Source organism: Cryobacterium sp. N21 (assembly GCF_002929575.1).
GTDB classification, from domain to species: domain Bacteria; phylum Actinomycetota; class Actinomycetes; order Actinomycetales; family Microbacteriaceae; genus Cryobacterium; species Cryobacterium flavum.
Genome location: NZ_PJJQ01000034.1, coordinates 66,842 through 82,725 on the forward strand (window position 1 = coordinate 66,842; position 15,884 = coordinate 82,725).

Annotated in this window: 14 protein-coding genes; 4 read left to right on the forward strand and 10 right to left on the reverse strand. The window is 67.4% G+C overall.

All coding sequences use genetic code 11. The features are described 5' to 3' along the window. Positions 1-12 precede the first annotated feature (12 nt). Positions 13-2,070, reverse strand: coding sequence for an MMPL family transporter (locus CXY77_RS12480; RefSeq protein ID WP_104130158.1), 2,058 nt, complete (start codon positions 2,068-2,070; stop codon positions 13-15). Positions 2,071-2,166: 96 nt separating this feature from the next. Between CXY77_RS12480 and CXY77_RS12485 the strand changes: the two genes are divergently transcribed. Both CXY77_RS12485 and CXY77_RS12490 read left to right on the forward strand, forming a co-directional pair. Beyond that, positions 2,167-2,649, forward strand: a complete 483-nt coding sequence (locus tag CXY77_RS12485) for a Fur family transcriptional regulator (protein WP_104089387.1) — start codon at positions 2,167-2,169, stop codon at positions 2,647-2,649. 46 nt (positions 2,650-2,695) lie between these two features. Further along, the gene (locus tag CXY77_RS12490; RefSeq protein WP_104130159.1) at positions 2,696-4,186 is read left to right on the forward strand and encodes a catalase; all 1,491 of its coding nucleotides are present in this window, start codon (positions 2,696-2,698) and stop codon (positions 4,184-4,186) included. 67 nt (positions 4,187-4,253) lie between these two features. Here the strand turns inward: CXY77_RS12490 and CXY77_RS12495 are convergent, their stop codons facing one another. The 5 genes from CXY77_RS12495 to CXY77_RS12515 all read right to left on the reverse strand — a co-directional run bounded on the left by CXY77_RS12495 (position 4,254) and on the right by CXY77_RS12515 (position 8,963). Next, on the reverse strand, positions 4,254-4,613 hold the full coding sequence (locus tag CXY77_RS12495) for a Fe-S oxidoreductase (protein WP_104130160.1): 360 nt from the start codon (positions 4,611-4,613) through the stop codon (positions 4,254-4,256). Between the two features lie 9 nt (positions 4,614-4,622). Further along, a complete protein-coding gene (locus tag CXY77_RS12500) occupies positions 4,623-6,089 on the reverse strand; it encodes an NAD(P)/FAD-dependent oxidoreductase (RefSeq protein ID WP_104130161.1) in 1,467 nt (488 codons plus the stop codon). A gap of 169 nt (positions 6,090-6,258) precedes the next feature. Further along, positions 6,259-7,047, reverse strand: coding sequence for a crotonase/enoyl-CoA hydratase family protein (locus tag CXY77_RS12505; RefSeq protein ID WP_092340774.1), 789 nt, complete (start codon positions 7,045-7,047; stop codon positions 6,259-6,261). A 210-nt stretch (positions 7,048-7,257) separates the two neighbouring features. Then, positions 7,258-8,091 (reverse strand): arginase family protein, encoded by an 834-nt coding sequence (locus tag CXY77_RS12510; RefSeq protein WP_092340591.1) that lies wholly within the window; start codon positions 8,089-8,091, stop codon positions 7,258-7,260. A 140-nt stretch (positions 8,092-8,231) separates the two neighbouring features. After that, positions 8,232-8,963 carry a PspA/IM30 family protein gene (locus CXY77_RS12515; protein WP_092340592.1) on the reverse strand — a complete coding sequence of 244 codons (732 nt, stop codon included), beginning with the start codon at positions 8,961-8,963 and terminating at the stop codon, positions 8,232-8,234. 210 nt (positions 8,964-9,173) lie between these two features. On the opposite strand from CXY77_RS12515, the gene CXY77_RS12520 reads away from it, so the two are divergent. After that, positions 9,174-9,941 (forward strand): gamma-glutamyl-gamma-aminobutyrate hydrolase family protein, encoded by a 768-nt coding sequence (locus tag CXY77_RS12520; RefSeq protein ID WP_104130162.1) that lies wholly within the window; start codon positions 9,174-9,176, stop codon positions 9,939-9,941. A 39-nt stretch (positions 9,942-9,980) separates the two neighbouring features. Here CXY77_RS12520 and CXY77_RS12525 read toward each other — a convergent pair whose 3' ends face one another. From CXY77_RS12525 to CXY77_RS12535, 3 genes are all read right to left on the reverse strand, one after another. Then, positions 9,981-11,228 (reverse strand): PLP-dependent aspartate aminotransferase family protein, encoded by a 1,248-nt coding sequence (locus tag CXY77_RS12525; protein ID WP_104130163.1) that lies wholly within the window; start codon positions 11,226-11,228, stop codon positions 9,981-9,983. 654 nt (positions 11,229-11,882) lie between these two features. Then, complete coding sequence (locus CXY77_RS12530; RefSeq protein WP_092340595.1) at positions 11,883-12,083, reverse strand: hypothetical protein; 201 nt, start codon at positions 12,081-12,083, stop codon at positions 11,883-11,885. A gap of 169 nt (positions 12,084-12,252) precedes the next feature. Next, positions 12,253-14,079, reverse strand: a complete 1,827-nt coding sequence (locus CXY77_RS12535) for a gamma-glutamyltransferase family protein (RefSeq protein WP_104130297.1) — start codon at positions 14,077-14,079, stop codon at positions 12,253-12,255. Positions 14,080-14,381: 302 nt separating this feature from the next. On the opposite strand from CXY77_RS12535, the gene CXY77_RS12540 reads away from it, so the two are divergent. Next, complete coding sequence (locus CXY77_RS12540) at positions 14,382-14,888, forward strand: hypothetical protein (RefSeq protein ID WP_092340596.1); 507 nt, start codon at positions 14,382-14,384, stop codon at positions 14,886-14,888. Positions 14,889-14,938: 50 nt separating this feature from the next. Here the strand turns inward: CXY77_RS12540 and CXY77_RS12545 are convergent, their stop codons facing one another. Continuing rightward, entirely contained in the window at positions 14,939-15,883 is a 945-nt protein-coding gene (locus CXY77_RS12545; protein ID WP_092340597.1) for an FHA domain-containing protein, read from the reverse strand. Between the last annotated feature and the right edge of the window lies 1 nt (position 15,884).

The window sequence follows — 15,884 nt, forward strand, 5'->3', positions numbered from 1 at the left end:
TGGCAGCCGGGGCTACTGTCGGGTGGACACCGGCCGCGACGGCCACCAGAACCGGTCATCGACCAGAAACACCAGCGCCGGCACGAGCACGGTGCGCACGACGAGGGTGTCCAGCAGCACCCCGATGCAGACGATCACACCGATCTGGGTGAGGGCCACCACGGGAAGCACCCCGAGCACGGCGAACACCGCCGCGATCAGAATTCCGGCGCTCGTGATCACCGCGCCGGTCGACGAGAGCGCCCGCACCATGCCCTCGCGCGTGCCGTAGCGTTTGGCCTCTTCGCGGGCCCTGGTGGTCAGAAAGATGTTGTAGTCCACACCGAGTGCCACCAAGAACAGGAACGCGAACAGTACGACGTTGGTGTCGAAGGCCTTGAAACCGAGCAGGTTCTGAAAAATCAGGTTCGAGGCGCCGAGGCTGGCGAAGAAGGTGCCGAGCACGGTCACGATGAGCAGCACCGGCGCCACGAGCGAGCGCAGCAGCAGCGCCAGAATCAGAAAGACGATGCCGAGGATCAGTGGCAGAATCAGGTCCTGGTCGCGTTCGGCCGTGGTTTTCGTGTCGAGGGCCGTGGCATCGCTGCCACCGACCAGCGATTGCGACACCGCGGCCGGGGCATCCGCTAACTCGGTGCGCAGCGCGGCGATGGCCGTGAAGGTTTGGTCGCTGCCCGGCTCGCTGTCAAGCGTGACATCGATGCGGGTGAGGCCGCCGGCGTTCTCGCCAGCCACGGCCGAGGAGACGCCAGGGGTTTTCAGTGCGACCGCTACGGCGTCGGCGGATGCCGCATCCGGCGCCAGCACAACGGTCTGGCTGGTCAGCCCAGCCGAAAAAGACGCATCCACGATGTCCTGTGCAACGACCGACTCCGGGTTGCCGAGCAACTGATCGGTCTGGCTCAGCCCGACGGCGGCGCCGTTCAGCCCGAACGCGAGCGACCCGATCGCGAGCACGGACACGACCGTGATGATCACCGGATGCTTCGACACGCCTCGGCCGAGCCTGGTCCAGAAGCCGGTGCGCGTGGCGGCGGCCCCTGCCTGCACCCGCGGAATGAACGGCCAGAACAGCCCGCGCCCGCACACTACGAGGGCGGCCGGCAGCACGAGCAGGGCGAACAGGATGGCGATGATCACGCCGATGGCGCAGGCGATGCCGAGCGCCCGGTTACCAGCCAGTTCGGCGAACACCAGGGTGGCCAGGCTCAGCGCGACCGTTCCGCCGCTCGCCGCGATCGCCGGGCCGGCGCTCGTCACGGCGGTGCGCATCGCCTGGTTGCGGTTCTCGGTGTGCAGCAATTCCTCGCGGTAGCGGGCCACGAGCAACAGGGCGTAGTTGGTGCCCGCGCCGAAGACCAGCACCGACAGGATGCCCGAGATCGACGCGTCGAGGGCGAAACCGAGCGGCTCGGCCAGCGCCCCGGCCACCTTGCCGGCCAGGCCGTCGGCCAGGCCGACCACGACGAGCGGCACGATCCAGAGCACCGGGCTGCGGTACGTCACGATCAGCAGCACAGCCACGACGACCACGGTCACCAGCAGCAGGCGAAAATCAGCTCCGGCGAAGGCATTGGTGATGTCCGCCTGAAAACCGACCGGCCCGGTGACATAGGCGTTCAGACCGCTGGGCATTCCGGCCGACGCCGTAGAACGAATGTCGGTGGCCGTCTTCTCGACATCGGCCGTTGCCGTCGCGGCCTGAAGTGGCATCACGCTCAGGGCGGCCTGGCCGTCCTTGCTGAACTGGGGAGTCGCTGCCCGGGGGGCGATCGACGCGGCACCGAGCTCCTCGACGGCGGCGGTGATCGCGGTCTTGTCGGCCGGCGTTAGTGCGGCACCGTCGCGGCTCCAGACCACGATCGCCGCGGTCTGATCGGCCGAGGGAAACTCGGCGAGGAGCTTGGTGACCTGCGCGGCCTGGCTGCTTTCCGGCAACCCCGCGGCCGGAAAATCTGCGGATTCATTAGCCGGAAGCAGGGCGAACAACAGTCCGACGGCAATGATGGTACCGAGTAGAACCGCCCAGGCGGTGCGTTTGCCGGTGATGAAGCGTGAGATGGCGAGCACAGTTCCTCCCAGAACCTCGATAATCGCTATCCTAGCTAGGTAAACGGGGCTCCAAGATTGTTTTGAATTAATCAAAACAACTGCTAGGGTCGAAGTATGCCTTTGACCGATGCCAGCCACGATGACGCGGGGCTTCGCCTGGCCGCAGCCGACGCCGCCGCGCTGGCCGACAGCATCCGTTCTGCCGGTCTCAAGGTGACCGCGCCGCGGCTGGCGGTGCTGCGCGCCCTTACCGACAAGCCGCACTCCAACGCCGACGCCCTCTTCGGCGCGGTACATTCCGACCTGCCGGGCACGTCGTTGCAGGCGGTCTACGGGGTGCTCGCCTCGTTCACCGCCGCCGGGCTGGTGCGCAAGATCGAACCGGCCGGTTCGCCCGCGCTGTTCGAACGCCGAGTGGGCGACAACCACCACCACATCGTCTGCACCCGCTGCAGCGTGGTGCACGACGTGGACTGCGCCGTCGGCCACTCTCCCTGCCTTACTCCAGCGGATGCGCTCGGTTTCGACGTGCGCGCCGCCGAGGTCATCTACTGGGGCCTCTGCGCACGGTGCCAGGCCGACACTTTGGCCCCCTAAACTTCCCCCGACAACCTCGCGTTGCTGTTCACAATCAAGGAGCACCATGACTATCAAGCCCACAACAGACCAGACGGGAACGCCCGTCGCCAGCGACGCGCACTCCCTCACCGTCGGTGCCGACGGCGTTACCGCCCTGCACGACCGTTACCTGGTCGAGAAGCTCGCCCAGTTCAACCGCGAGCGCATTCCGGAGCGCATCGTGCACGCCAAGGGCGGCGGAGCGCACGGCGAGTTCGTCGTCACCGGCGACGTCTCCCAGTACACCCGCGCGGCCGTGTTCCAGCCGGGCACGAAGACCGAAACCCTGCAGCGCTTCTCCAGCGTCGCTGGCGAACAGGGCAGTCCAGACACCTGGCGCGATGTTCGCGGTTTTTCGGTGAAGTTCTACACGAGCGAGGGTAACTACGACATCGTTGGAAACAACACCCCGGTGTTCTTCATCCGCGACGGCATCAAGTTTCCCGACTTCATCCACTCGCAGAAGCGTCTGCCGGGCACGGGCCTCCGCGACGCGACCATGCAGTGGGACTTCTGGACCCTCTCCCCGGAGTCGGCACACCAGGTCACCTACCTCATGGGCGACCGCGGCTTGCCGCGCTCCTGGCGTGAGATGCCCGGCTTCGGTTCGCACACCTACCAGTGGATCAACGCGGCCGGCGAGCGCTTCTGGGTGAAGTACCACTTCGAATCCAACCAGGGCAACGTGGAGATGGAAGGCTCTGAGGCTGAGCTCATCGCGGGAGCGGATGCCGACTACTACCGTCGCGACCTCTCCGACGCCATCGCCGCCGGCAACTTCCCGTCCTGGAATGTCTCCGTGCAGGTCATGCCGTACGAGCAGGGCAACACCTACCGGTTCAACCCGTTCGACGTGACCAAGGTCTGGCCGCACGCCGACTTCCCGCTGATCCCGGTGGGCACCCACACCCTCAACCGCAACCCGGCGAACTTCTTCGCCGAGATCGAGCAGGCGGCGTTCTCTCCGGCCAACCTCGTTCCCGGAATCGCGGCGAGCCCCGACAAGATGCTCATGGCGCGCATCTTCTCCTACCCCGACGCTCAGCGCTACCGCGTGGGCACCAACTACGCGCAGCTGCCCATCAACGCTCCCCAGAGCCCGGTGAACAACTACTCGCAGGACGGCGCGCAGCGTCACCACTTCAACTCAGCCGACCAGCCGAACTACGCGCCCAACTCCCTCGGCGGCCCCGTCGCCGACCCGGCTGCTGCCGGCGAGGGTGCCTGGGAGGGGGACGGTACGCTGCTGCGCGCCGCCGCGACCCTGCGCAGTGAAGACAGCGACTTCGGCCAGGCCGGAACGCTGTACCGCGAGATCTACGACGACGCCGCCAAGGCCCGGTTCCTTGACACCATCACCGGTGCCATCAGCGGTGTGACCCGTCCAGAGGTCACCGAGCGCGCTATCTGGTACTGGACTAGTGTCGACACCGACCTCGGTGCCAAGCTGCGCGCGAACCTCGCCGTGTTCGCCGAAGCCGCTGCCGTTGACGCGGAGTACGTCGCCGCGAAGTAGCACGTCTCGGTTGATCACAACCGCCCGGCCTGTTCGCAGGCCGGGCGGTTTCGTGCATCCGCTCGCGCTAGCGGATGTAGCCGCCGTTTTTCAGGCCGGCTTCGATCTCGAAGCGGTTCGTGAGTGGATTGCGCCCGGCGACCGCGTAGAGCAGAGGAAAGACCATGCCGAAGCGCTGCCACTGGCGTTTGTGCACGGCCTCGTGCTCGAGCACGGCCGCGGTGACGTTCTGGTTGGTGAGGTAGCAGCCGCCCACACAGGAGCCGCCGCGTCCGAAGGTCCACGGCGGCATGCCGCGAAACACTAACAGTCCGGCCCGTTTTTCGACCCGCCCGGTGCTCCAGATCGAGCCCCAGACCAGCCCGAATGCGGTTGCGTACAGGAAGCCGGCGCGGCTGAACGGTGAATCGAAGAGGAGGCGGCGCATCCGCTCAGCCTAATTCTTCCGCCCGTCGTTCTCGGTGAACCCGGGACGACCGTAGGCCTCGAGCAGGCGCAGCCACACCTCGCTAAGAGTGGGGTAGCTCGGGACCGCGTGCCACAGCCGGTTGATCGGAACCTCGCCAACGATGGCGACCGTGGCCGAGTGCAGCAGTTCGGCGACGTCCTGCCCGACGAAGGTGACGCCGAGCAGTACCTCCCGGTCGAGGTCGACGATGGCCCGGGCCTTGCCGACGTAGCCGACTGCGAGCACCGCGGCGCCACCCAGGTTGGCCAGGTCGTAGTCCAGGATGCGGATGCGATATCCCGCCTTCACAGCGGATGCCGCGGTCAGTCCCACCGACGCCACCTCCGGGTCGGTGAAGATCACCTGAGGAACGGCGGCGTGGTCGGCCGTCGCCACGTGAGCGCCCCACGGTGCGTTATCGACCGGGGTGCCGGCCGCGCGGGTCACGATGGCATCGCCGGCCGCGCGGGCCTGGTACTTGCCCTGGTGGGTGAGGAGCGCCCGGTGGTTGACATCGCCGGTGGCGTAGAGCCAGTCGCCAGCGAGCGTTGGGGAGTCGCCCTGCACGAGCAGCGTGTCGTCGACGGCGAGCCAGTCGCCGCCGTTGAGGCCGACGGTGTTGAGGCCGAGGTCCTGGGTGCGCGGCGTGCGGCCGATGGCCACGAGTACCTTCTCGGCTGTCACCGTGCTGCCGTCGTCGAGGGTGAGCGTGACAGCGCCGCCTTCGCGGTGCGCCTCGGTGGTGGAGGGCCCGACGAGCACGGTGACGCCGTTCTCGATCAAGGCGGCGGTGACGAGTTCGCCGGCGAACGGCTCCTGGCCGCCGAGCAGGGGGCTGCGGGCGATGACGGTCACCGCCGACCCGAGCGAGGCGTAAGCGGCGGCCATCTCGGCGGCGACGACACCGCCGCCGATCACGGCCAGGCGGGGTGGAATCTGCTGGGCGCTCGTCGCGTCCCGGCTGGTCCAGGGGTCAATGTCTGTCAGCCCGGGGATATCGGGCAGCAGCGCCGCTGACCCGGTGCTGATGACGACGGCGTGGGTGGCGGTGAGAACGGTCACCGCGCCATCCGCTTGCGTCACGGTGACTTCTTTGATGCCGGTAAGGCGGGCGTGGCCGCGTACCAGGGCAATGCCGGCGGAGTCGAGCCACTTGGCCTGGCCGTCGTCTTTCCAATTGCTCGCAATGGAATCGCGTTGTTTCAGGGCGGCGCGCACGTCGACGGTACCGGTGACGGCCTCGGCGGCGCCGGGTACCCGGCGGGCTGCCGCGAGGGCGGCGCCGCTGCGCAGCAACACTTTCGACGGCATGCAAGCCCAGTAGGAGCATTCGCCCCCGACCAGGTCGCTCTCGACGACGACCGTGGTGAGGCCGCCCTGCGCGGTGCGATCGGCGACGTTCTCGCCGACAGCGCCGCCGCCGATCACGATGACGTCGTAGCTCTGACTCGACATTGAATCTCCTTGACGGGGGGTGGCGGTGTGCGGGTTTGGAGTAGCCTACCCGAGGTTCTGGCGAATGAGTTGGTCGCCTCGGCGGCTCCGGGCCCACCTTCTGGCCTTGGGCCCAGTTTATAAACTGGGCCCAAGGACGGGGCCTGGGCCCCGTCCCAAAAGGGAGGGGTCAGCGGCCCACGAAGATGGCGGGGGTTCGGGTGAGAAAGGACTGCATGCCGATTAGGGAGTCCTCGGTTTGCACCAGGCGGGCGAGGGCGGGCTGCAGCGCTGCCTCAGCGGATGCCGCCCCCTCCCGCTCTGCCAACCGCGCGTTGGCGAGGGTGGCCTGGATGGCGAGGGGCGCCTGGGCGGCGATCTTGTCGGCGAGCTCGAGGGCGCGGTCGACCTGGGTGCCGTCGGGCACGATCTCCTGCACGAGTCCCATTCGGTGGGCCTCGGTGGCGTCGAACAGGTCGCCAGTGAGCAGCCAGCGCATGGCATTGCCCCAACCCGCCGTGCGCGGAAACCGAATGGTCGCCCCGCCGAACGGCAGGATTCCCCGGGCCACCTCGATCTGCCCGAACTTCGTGGATTGCGCGGCGACCACGATGTCGCTCGCGAGCATCAGCTCGATTCCGAGGGTGAGACAGGTGCCCTGCACGGCGATGACGACCGGTTTGCTCACCGAAATGCCATCCACTTGCCACGGATTGATGCCGCCCTCCGGCACCATGTCGAGTCCGTTCGGGCCGAGCCTCGGGCCGATATCGGCGAGGTCCAGCCCGGCGGTGAAGTGCTCGCCGACCGCGTAGATCAGTCCGACGCGCAGTTCGGGGTCGCGGTCCAGCTCCCCGTAGGCGAGTGACAGCTGCTGCAGCAGGGCGAAATCGGCGGCATTGCGTTTCTCGGGCCGGTTCAGCCCGATCAGCAGAATGTGGCCGCGGCGTTCGGTGAGAATGCGGGGCTGGTCGGTCATGCGGGCCTCCATTGGCTGGTGTGAATTCTGACTCGTGTGAAATCCTGCGGTCCTGGCCGGACTGTATGGTCCTGCGCCCGGGCATAACTCCTGCAATTTGTGTGGGGTCCCACGGAGTTGCCCGGAAAGACACGGATACGCCGTCAGCCGGCCAGAAATTGCAGGAGTTATGCGGCAACGGTGCCCGCTGACTTTGTGGGGAAGCCGGGCTCAGCGCGTGAGCGCCCCGATGATGCGCAGGATGCTCGGGAGGTCGTCGTTCGCCGCCTCGGGCGAGGCGGGCGCGAACCCGGTGATGGTCGCGCCGGCGAGGGTGAACTCGGCGCGGAGCGCGGTGATCGCGCCGCCGAGATCGGCCACGCTCAGCCCGAATGGAATCAGGTCGCTCAGGCCGTCGAGCGCCGACGGGTCGAGTACGTCGAGGTCGATGTGCACGAAGACATGCGTGGCGCCGGTCGCCGCGATGGCCGCGACGAGCGCGGCCGGGTCGGCCAGCTCCGAGCACGACACGCTCACCAGGCTGCGCTCGTGCAGCAGCACGTCTTCGGCGTCGTCGACGTCGCGAATGCCGGCCAGCACCACGTTCTCAAGCGGCACGGTGCTCGAAGCCTGCAGGTCGAGTTCGGTCGGCCCCTCGCCGCTGATCGCGCGCAGCACCATGCCGCAGAACCCGCCCGACGGCGAGGATTCCGGCGTGTGCAGGTCGGGGTGGGCGTCGAACCAGACCACGGCCAGATCATTCGGATGCGTGCGCGCCGCGTGCTCCACCGCGGCCAGCGTGATGCCGCAGTCGCCGCCGATCGACAAAGCCCAGTCGGTGGTGTCCTTCAAAATCTTGGTGTGGCGCTCGCGCACCTGCGCGATCGCGGAGAACCGGTGCACGCCGGTATCGAGCGCATCACCGGCCTCGACCGGCACGTCGACCAGGCGCGTGGCCGAGAACGGCAGGTCGCCCTGAATGGCCGCCGCCCCGTCGACCAGGCGCATCGCGCGCGGAGAAATCGAACCCTGCCACTGCGGCACTACAACGAAGGTGGGAGCCATACCTCAGTATGGCGCAGCCGCCGGGGCCGCAAGCATCCGCTTCGCCAGCAGCGAATTTCTCCTCCGTCAAACGACGCCTCAGTGGACAACTTTGGTGGGTGTGACGGGCTCGCAACCACTCAAAGTTGTCCACTCAGCGACTAGCCCTCGATGGCTGCGGTGTTGCCGGCCTTGAGAGCCGCTAGTCGGGCATCCACTTCGGTCAGCTCGCCGAGGTCATCGAGGCTTTCGAACTGGGCATCGAGGCTCGACGCTGCGAGCTCCTGGGCACCGCGCACACGGGCTTCTTCGCGGCGGATCTTGTCTTCGAACCGGTTGACCTCGCTGGTGGGGTCCATCATATCGATGCTCTTGACGGCGTCCATCACCTGAGCCTGCGCCTGGGCGGTCTTCGACCGGGCGATCAGCTCGGCGCGCTTGTTGGTGAGCTGCACCAGCTTCTCTTTCATGGCGTTCAGGCCGGTCTTGAGCTGGTTGACGATGGCCGTCTGCGACTGGATCTGCGGTTCGGCGGCCCGCGCCTCCTTCTCGTCGCGGAGCTGGCGGCCGAGCGCGACCTTGGCAAGGTTGTCGAACTTGTCGGCGTCGGCGGCGTTGCCGACGAGGCGCAGGTCGTCGGCCTTGCGGCTGGCCGCGAGGGCCTTGTCGCCCCACTCCACGGCAGCTTCCTGATCTTCGCGGTGGTCGTCTTCGAGCAGTCGCAGGTTGCCAATGGTCTCGGCGATGGCGCTTTCGGCGTCGGAGATGCTGCTGGAGAAGTCGCGCACCATCTGGTCGAGCATTTTCGCGGGGTCTTCCGCCGAGTCGAGGATCGAGTTGATGTTCGCCTTCGCGAGCTGGGCAATACGGCCGAAGATGGACTGCTTGGTCATTCGGAGGTCCTTTCAAAGGAGTGACCCTGGGCGAGGTCTCGCCAGGAACGTGCGTGCCTGTTGCAAAGTTTAGGGTGACCGGCAGACACGAGTCTGGGAACCGTCGAAAATCCGAACCGGGAGCGATGTTGCCTCGTGTTACAGGGGCGCTCGCGTGCCACGCGCGCCTCGCCCACAATGGAAACAACACGACACGACGGGAGCCGCGCCATGAACCAAGAATTCACGAACCGGATGCTCGCCGTCGTCGAGGTCACCACCGCGCGTCCCGACCGCCCCGCGTATCACGCCAAGGTGCAGGTGCTCAATGCCCGCGTCGTCACCGAGGCCGACAAAGCCGGCTGGACCGTCACGCGGGTCGCTGCGGCCGACGTCACGCCCGCCGCCCTGCTTCGCCTCACAGCGGATGCCGACGCCCTCGTCATCGTCGGCGGCGAAGACGTCACCCCCAACCTCTACGGCGGCTCCACCGGCTATGAGGGCGAGACAGCGCACTTCGCCGCCGCCGACGAGGGGCAGATCGCTCTCGTGCAGCGCGCCCTCGCGCTCGGCACCCCGCTGCTCGGCATCTGCCGTGGCCTGCAGATCATCAACGTCGCCCTCGGCGGCAACCTGGTGCAGCACATCGACGACGGCATCCACAAAAACATCGGCGTGCCGATCGACCAGATCCTCTCCACCCACGACGTCATGCTCAGCAATGACAGCACCCTCGCCGCGAGCCTCGGCCGCGTCGACATCTCGGTGCAGAGTGCCCACCACCAGATCGTCGACCGCCTCGGTTCCGGCCTCGTTGCTGCCGCGCACGCTCCCGACGGCCTGATCGAAGCCCTCGAACACGAGACCGCGCCGATCACCGGTGTGCAGTGGCACCCCGAGGCGCCCGATGCCCCGGTCGACCAGCTGGCGCTGCTCCTGGCCGGCCTCGCCGCCCAGCACGACGCCCGGGCGCGGGTCACGAACGCGCTCGCCGCCTAAGTTCGCACCGCCGAAGCAAGCCGCAGCACCTCGCACGCCTTAGGCAGCAGCCGAGAACGTAGCATCGAGCGCCGCCACGAGATCCGCCACCAGATCAGCGGTGTCCTCGAGGCCCACCGAGAAGCGCAGGTGCCCGAACTCGCGAAACGCGGCCGGGTAGGCCGCGACGCGCGGCCCGGAATTGTCGACGTGCACGATGAGGGACTCGTCGTGGCCGAGTGACACGGCCGAGGTGATCACGCGCAGGTTCGCGACGAACCGGTTCTGCGTGGCCTTGTCGCCGGCGACCGCGAAGGCGAGCACCCCGCCGAACCCGTGCGACAGCTGTCGCAGCGCGACGGCGTGCTGCGGATGCGACGCCAAACCCGGGTAGGCCACGAACGCCACCCGCGGGTCGGCCTCCAGAAGGCGGGCGATGGCCAGCGCCGACTCGCAGTGCTGCCGAATGCGCAGCGGCAGGGTGACCGAGCCGCGCATGATCAGCCAGGCGTTGAACGGGCTGATCACACCGCCGACATCGACCATCGCGTCGAGCTTGATCCGGCGGATCAGCGCTGCCCCGCCGATCACCGCGCCGCCCATCGCATCGCCGTGCCCATTGATGTACTTGGTCAGCGAGTGCACGACCAGGTCAGCTCCGTGCGCGATCGGGCGAAACAGCGGTGGTGGCGTGAACGTGTTGTCTATGGAGAGCAGCGCGCCGGCCTCGTGCGCGATCGTCGCGACGGCCGCGACATCCGTTACCGCGGTCGTGGGGTTGCCGACCGTCTCAATGTGAATCAACCGCGTCGACGAGCGGATGGCGCCGCGCACCGCCGCCAGGTCCGTCGCGTCGACGAAGGTGGCCTCGATCCCGTACTTCTCCGGCAACAGCTCCGTGAACAGTCGATAGGAGGCCTCATAGGTCACGTTGGCGACGACGACGTGGTCGCCGCTCTTCAGCAGGGTGAAGAACACGGCGTGCAGCGCCGCGACCCCGCTGGCCAGCGTCACCGCGTCCTCGCCGCCTTCGAGCACGGCGAGCTTCTGCTGCAGGCCCTGCTGGTTAGTGCCGGTGTTGCGGGTGTAGAGACCGGGGGTCGCGCCCGACCAGCTCAGCGTCGACGGGTCCTCCGGCAGGGCATACGAGTTGGCCATGACGATCGGCGTGCGCAGCGCGCCCGACCCGGCGTCGATCTCGTTGCCGGCATGCACCGACTGGGTCTGGAAGCCCAGCGTGGTCGGGTCGTGTTTGTCGGGCCGCGGTGCCGGGCTCGTGGTGGGCGTCGGTTCGGTGCGAAGGCTCATTCCACCACGCTAGGCCCATCGCGGAGTGCGGCGCCGAACGTTACGCGCCATCGGCATCTGGCCGGGCCGAGATCACGAAAAAGCCCCGGCACTTCTCGCCTGGGGGGAGGTGAGAAATATACCGGGGCCAATCGTTGGAGTGGGGGAACTCCGTTTATAACCGTACGGGGGACGGCCTGAGAAGAGGCTGATAAAAATGGAAAAAGGAGTCTACCCCCACCGGGCAGCCAGCCGTTCCCGGTCGGTCGGTTTGTTATGCATCCGTTGCAACCGCAGGCATCGCGGGCCGCCCCCGTCCGGGTGCACCCCGCCGCGCTGTTTTAACTCTTTGGAAACATCTAGGAGACATCCCGACAAATCCACGTGGTCATTCGTGAGCAAGAAAAGTCACTGACAGTGAATTTACGAACAGTGACCCACCCGGATGGGAGGTCGAACAGTTGAAGATCGCAGGCTGTGGGTATCGACCACGAATTGCGCGAAGCGGATGCCGCCCACCAGCGCTACCCCAACCCCGCGCCGCCACAACGCGCGAGAGCGGAAAAATTGTTGCTTCAGGAGTGCTTAGGCAACGAATTTCCCGCTCTCGCGAACCGGAACGGGGAAGGCATCGATTGGTCGGGTGAGTCGATGTCGATCCCGGGGAGCAACGGGTCAGGCGGCCTGGTGTTTGCCGGCGCCGACCGCGCTCGTGGCGTGGGTCCAGGCGAGCAGCTCGGCCTGCGCGCGCCGACGGCTCGCAGCAGTCTGTTTGGGGGGTACCGGAACGTTCATGCGGGAGCCGGGGCAATCCGTGGTGGAGTTGGCCAACGAGTGATAGGTCGCGAACCGGGTATCCGACGTGATCCATACCATTTGCTGGCATTCTGGGCACTCTGTCTGCAACATTTTCACGATTGTCCGTTCCATCGCCGACTCGGGTAATCGGTTCGATAGCTCCAATCTAGTGGGGATAGACAGGTCAATGTCCTCCCCACTCGTGGGGACAGCAGAAAACCCGGAAGGGTGGTATTTTGCCGCGGAGTCAGCGACCGGCCGCGTAGCCCTGAGCCCCGCGCGGGTTAGCCGCCGCCTGCAGCAGCCCGGTCTGCGGCTCCCGAGTGACCGCCGAGATGCGGCCGAGTGCCCAGTCGCCGGCGCGGGTAATGCGGTGGCCACGCTGTTCCAGCTCGGTGATTACCGCATCGCCCAGCCGATCCTCCACCACGGCGCCGCCGGGCTCCCAGGTGCGCGGCCAGAACGAACCCGGAAACGAGGTGCTGTGAAACGCGGGCGCATCGATCGCCTGCTGCGGGGTGTAGCCGCCGACGATCGTGCGCAGCAGGTACAGCAACTGCCACTGGTCCTGCTGGTCGCCGCCGGGGGAGCCGAGCGCCGTCACCGCCTGCCCGTCCTTCAGCACGAGCGTCGGCGTGAGGGTCGTGCGCGGCCGCTTGCCGCCGGTCAGTGCCGAGGGTGCGCCCGGCTCGAGCCAGGTCATCTGCAGCCGGGAGCCGAGGCAGAACCCCAACTCGGGAATCGTCGGCGACGATTGCAGCCAGCCACCCGACGGCGTCGCCGAGACCATGTTGCCCCAGCGGTCGACGACGTCGATGTGGCAGGTGTCACCGCGCAGTTCGCCGGTCGAGAGCGTTTCGGGCTCGGCCACGGTGCGAGATGGTGCAGCGCTGGCCGGCGCGGCCACCGTCGGTTCGCCCACCCCAGCGGATGACCCCGCACCCTGATCTAACAGCGCCTCCGTTGTGTAGTCGGTGCGCAGTACCGGGTAGTACGGGGCGTGGCCGGGAACGATGCCCGGGCGAAACTCGTGCGAGGCGGTATCCGTGATGAGTGCCCGCCGGGTGGCCGCGTAGTCGGCCGAGAGCAGGTATCCGAGCGGCACAGAGTTAGTGGGCACCGCGGCATCGCCGTAGTAGGCCTCCCGATCGGCGATGCTAAGTTTCTGGGTCTCGAGAATCGTGTGCGCGCCCAGCGCGGTCGAGGGGTCGAGGTACTCGTCGCTGAAGCCGTCCAGAATCATCAGGGTCGCCAGCAGCGCCGGTCCCTGGCCCCAGGCGCCGGTCTTGGCGATCGTGTAACCCCGAAACTCGACGGTCACGGCCTCTTCGATGCTCGCTTCGAAGCCGGCCAGATCCGCCAGGGTCATAACACCGGCGTGGTCGGTTCCCGAGGAATGGCGGTGCGGCGTGTGCCCGAAGTTGACGATGGCCCGGGCCACGAACCCCTCCCGCCATTCCTGCCTGGCCGCGTCGATGCGCCCCTCGCGGGTCGCGACGGCCGCGTCCGCGCTGGCCGCGAGCAGACGGTCGAGGCTTCGCGCCCAGGCCGCATTGGTCACGAGGTCGCCGGCCTGTGGAAGGCGACCATCCGGCATCCACTGCGCTGCCGAGGTGGGCCAGTGCTCGGTGAACAGCGTCGCGACGGAGGTGATCGTGGCGACGACCCGTCCCAGAATCGGATGCCCGTCGCGCGCGTACCCGAGGGCGAACGCGAGCACGTCAGACAGCTCCCAGGTGCCGTAATCGCGCAGCAGCACGAGCCAGGCGTCGACCGCGCCGGGAACGGCCGCGGCGAGCACACCAGACCCGGGAACCAGGTCGAGGCCTTCCGACCGGTAGTGCTCGATGGTGGCGTTCTTTGGGGCCGGGCCCTGCCCCATCAAGATGCGGGGGGCATCCGGTTCGCTGGCGGTGACGAAGACGCCGGTCATGTCGCCGCCCGGACCGTTGAGATGGGGTTCGACGATGTGTAGCACGAAGGCGCCGGCCACGGCCGCGTCGAAGGCGTTGCCGCCGCGTTCGAGCACGGCCTGGGCGCAGGCCGTCGCGAGCCAGTGCGTCGAGGCGGTCATGCCAAATGTTCCCTGCAGGGTCGGACGGGTGGTGAAGGTGTTCGCAGCGGTATAGGTCACCCGTCTACCCTCGCACGAGTGTGGGCGGGGTGCCGGTCGGCACCCCGCCCACCGCTGATTACGGCGTGACCAGATAGCGGGTGAGCATGCCGACGGCTCGCCACTTCGACTCATTTACGTCGAATCAGCTCGATTTGTGCAATGATCAGGCGCACTAAGTGCCCGCTCAGGCCGGAGGTCTCCGGCCGGTCGAGCACAACCTGCGCGGCGCGGCGCGAACTCGACATCGGGAGAGACGCACCATGAACTTTGATTGGGAATTCAACGGATTGCCGCTGCACGTCCTCATCGTGCACGCCGTCGTGATCGTGGTTCCGCTGGCGGCACTGTGCACGCTGCTCACTGCATTCTGGCCGGCCGTTCGGCGGCGGCTGGGTATCGTGACGCCGCTCGTGGCCCTCGCCGCGCTCGCGCTGGTCCCCCTGGCGGTGCAGGCGGGAGAGTGGCTGCAATCCCGCCTCGTCAACGTCACCCCGCTGCTCGGAACCCACACTGCGCTCGGTCGCACCATGCTGCCGTGGGTGATCGCCCTGTTCCTCGTGGCCGTCGTGCAGTGGGTCTGGTATCGCTATTTTGTCGGTGCCGGCGGGCGTTTCGCATCCGCTGTGCCGAGCCGCAGGGGACGTCTAGTAGCCACCATCATTCTCGACCTGGCCGTTCTGGTCAGCGCGATCGGAGCTGTGGTGACCGTGGCGCTCATCGGAGAATCGGGATCACGCGCGGTCTGGACCGGTCTCTTCACGTCGTAACTTCCTAGCCCTGTGGGTGCCGCACAGAGGTGCGGCACCCACCGGGCCGGTCAGCTGCGCGGCCGGGGCGGCTGTGGTTTCTGGAAGGCCAGTTCGCCGCCGACGCGCCCGCCGAACGGGCGGCCGTGATCGGCGAACTCTTCCCGAAAATAGCCCATCCGCCACGGGCCCATTTCAAGCCGCGAACCGGTGCGCAGAATCTGTCCGTTGCCGATGCTGCGGCCGTCTTCGGCCGGCCGGGAACTGCCCCCGACCTCACCGATCGCAAACAGGCGGTACTCGTCGTTGTCATCGTGGCGAATCTCGGCGTGCAGGGGTTTCAGGCCGGGCAGTTGCAGGTCCGCGTCGGCCGACGAACCGATAGTCGTCGTGCCCGGAAGCAGGTTGAACTCTCGGGGCATCTGTCCGTTCCAATTCTTCGACCCCACGACGAAAATGAGGCGCGGGCGCCCGCTTCCCGGCGTGTAGTGCGTCGTCGTGACCCGGCGGCGGCTGCGCCGGTCGAAGGTCGGCGCGAGCGGAAACACGGTCGACGGTGGAAGCGGAATCGCCACCGGCATGCGGGCCTGCCCGCGCATGCGGGCCTGCACCAGCGGTCCGAGTGCATTTCTCGACCCGAGAACGATGTGCGGTGACCGCGTCACCAGACGTTGCGTGACGGATGCCTGTACGTCGCCCAGTCGGGCGATGAGCCCGACGGGGCCGGTGACGGACACCGTCAATCCACGATTCGCCAACTCGCCGGCCAGTGCGCGCAACGGTTCCAGGTTGAGTGCCCGGCCCTGCACGAACATTTCCGGGTTGCTCGTGTAGATGGTCACATCTCTGCCGTCTGCAGTGATCGTGCCTTGCATGGTGTCGGCGGCTCCAAAAGTGTCGCCGGTCGAACCGTCGGAGGAGCCATCGGGCCGGGCCGATGGCTCCTCCAGCGAGAAGGCGAGATCGATGTGCAGATCGATGTTCGAGGCCGGGGGCACGCTCGCGGAGGAGCCCATG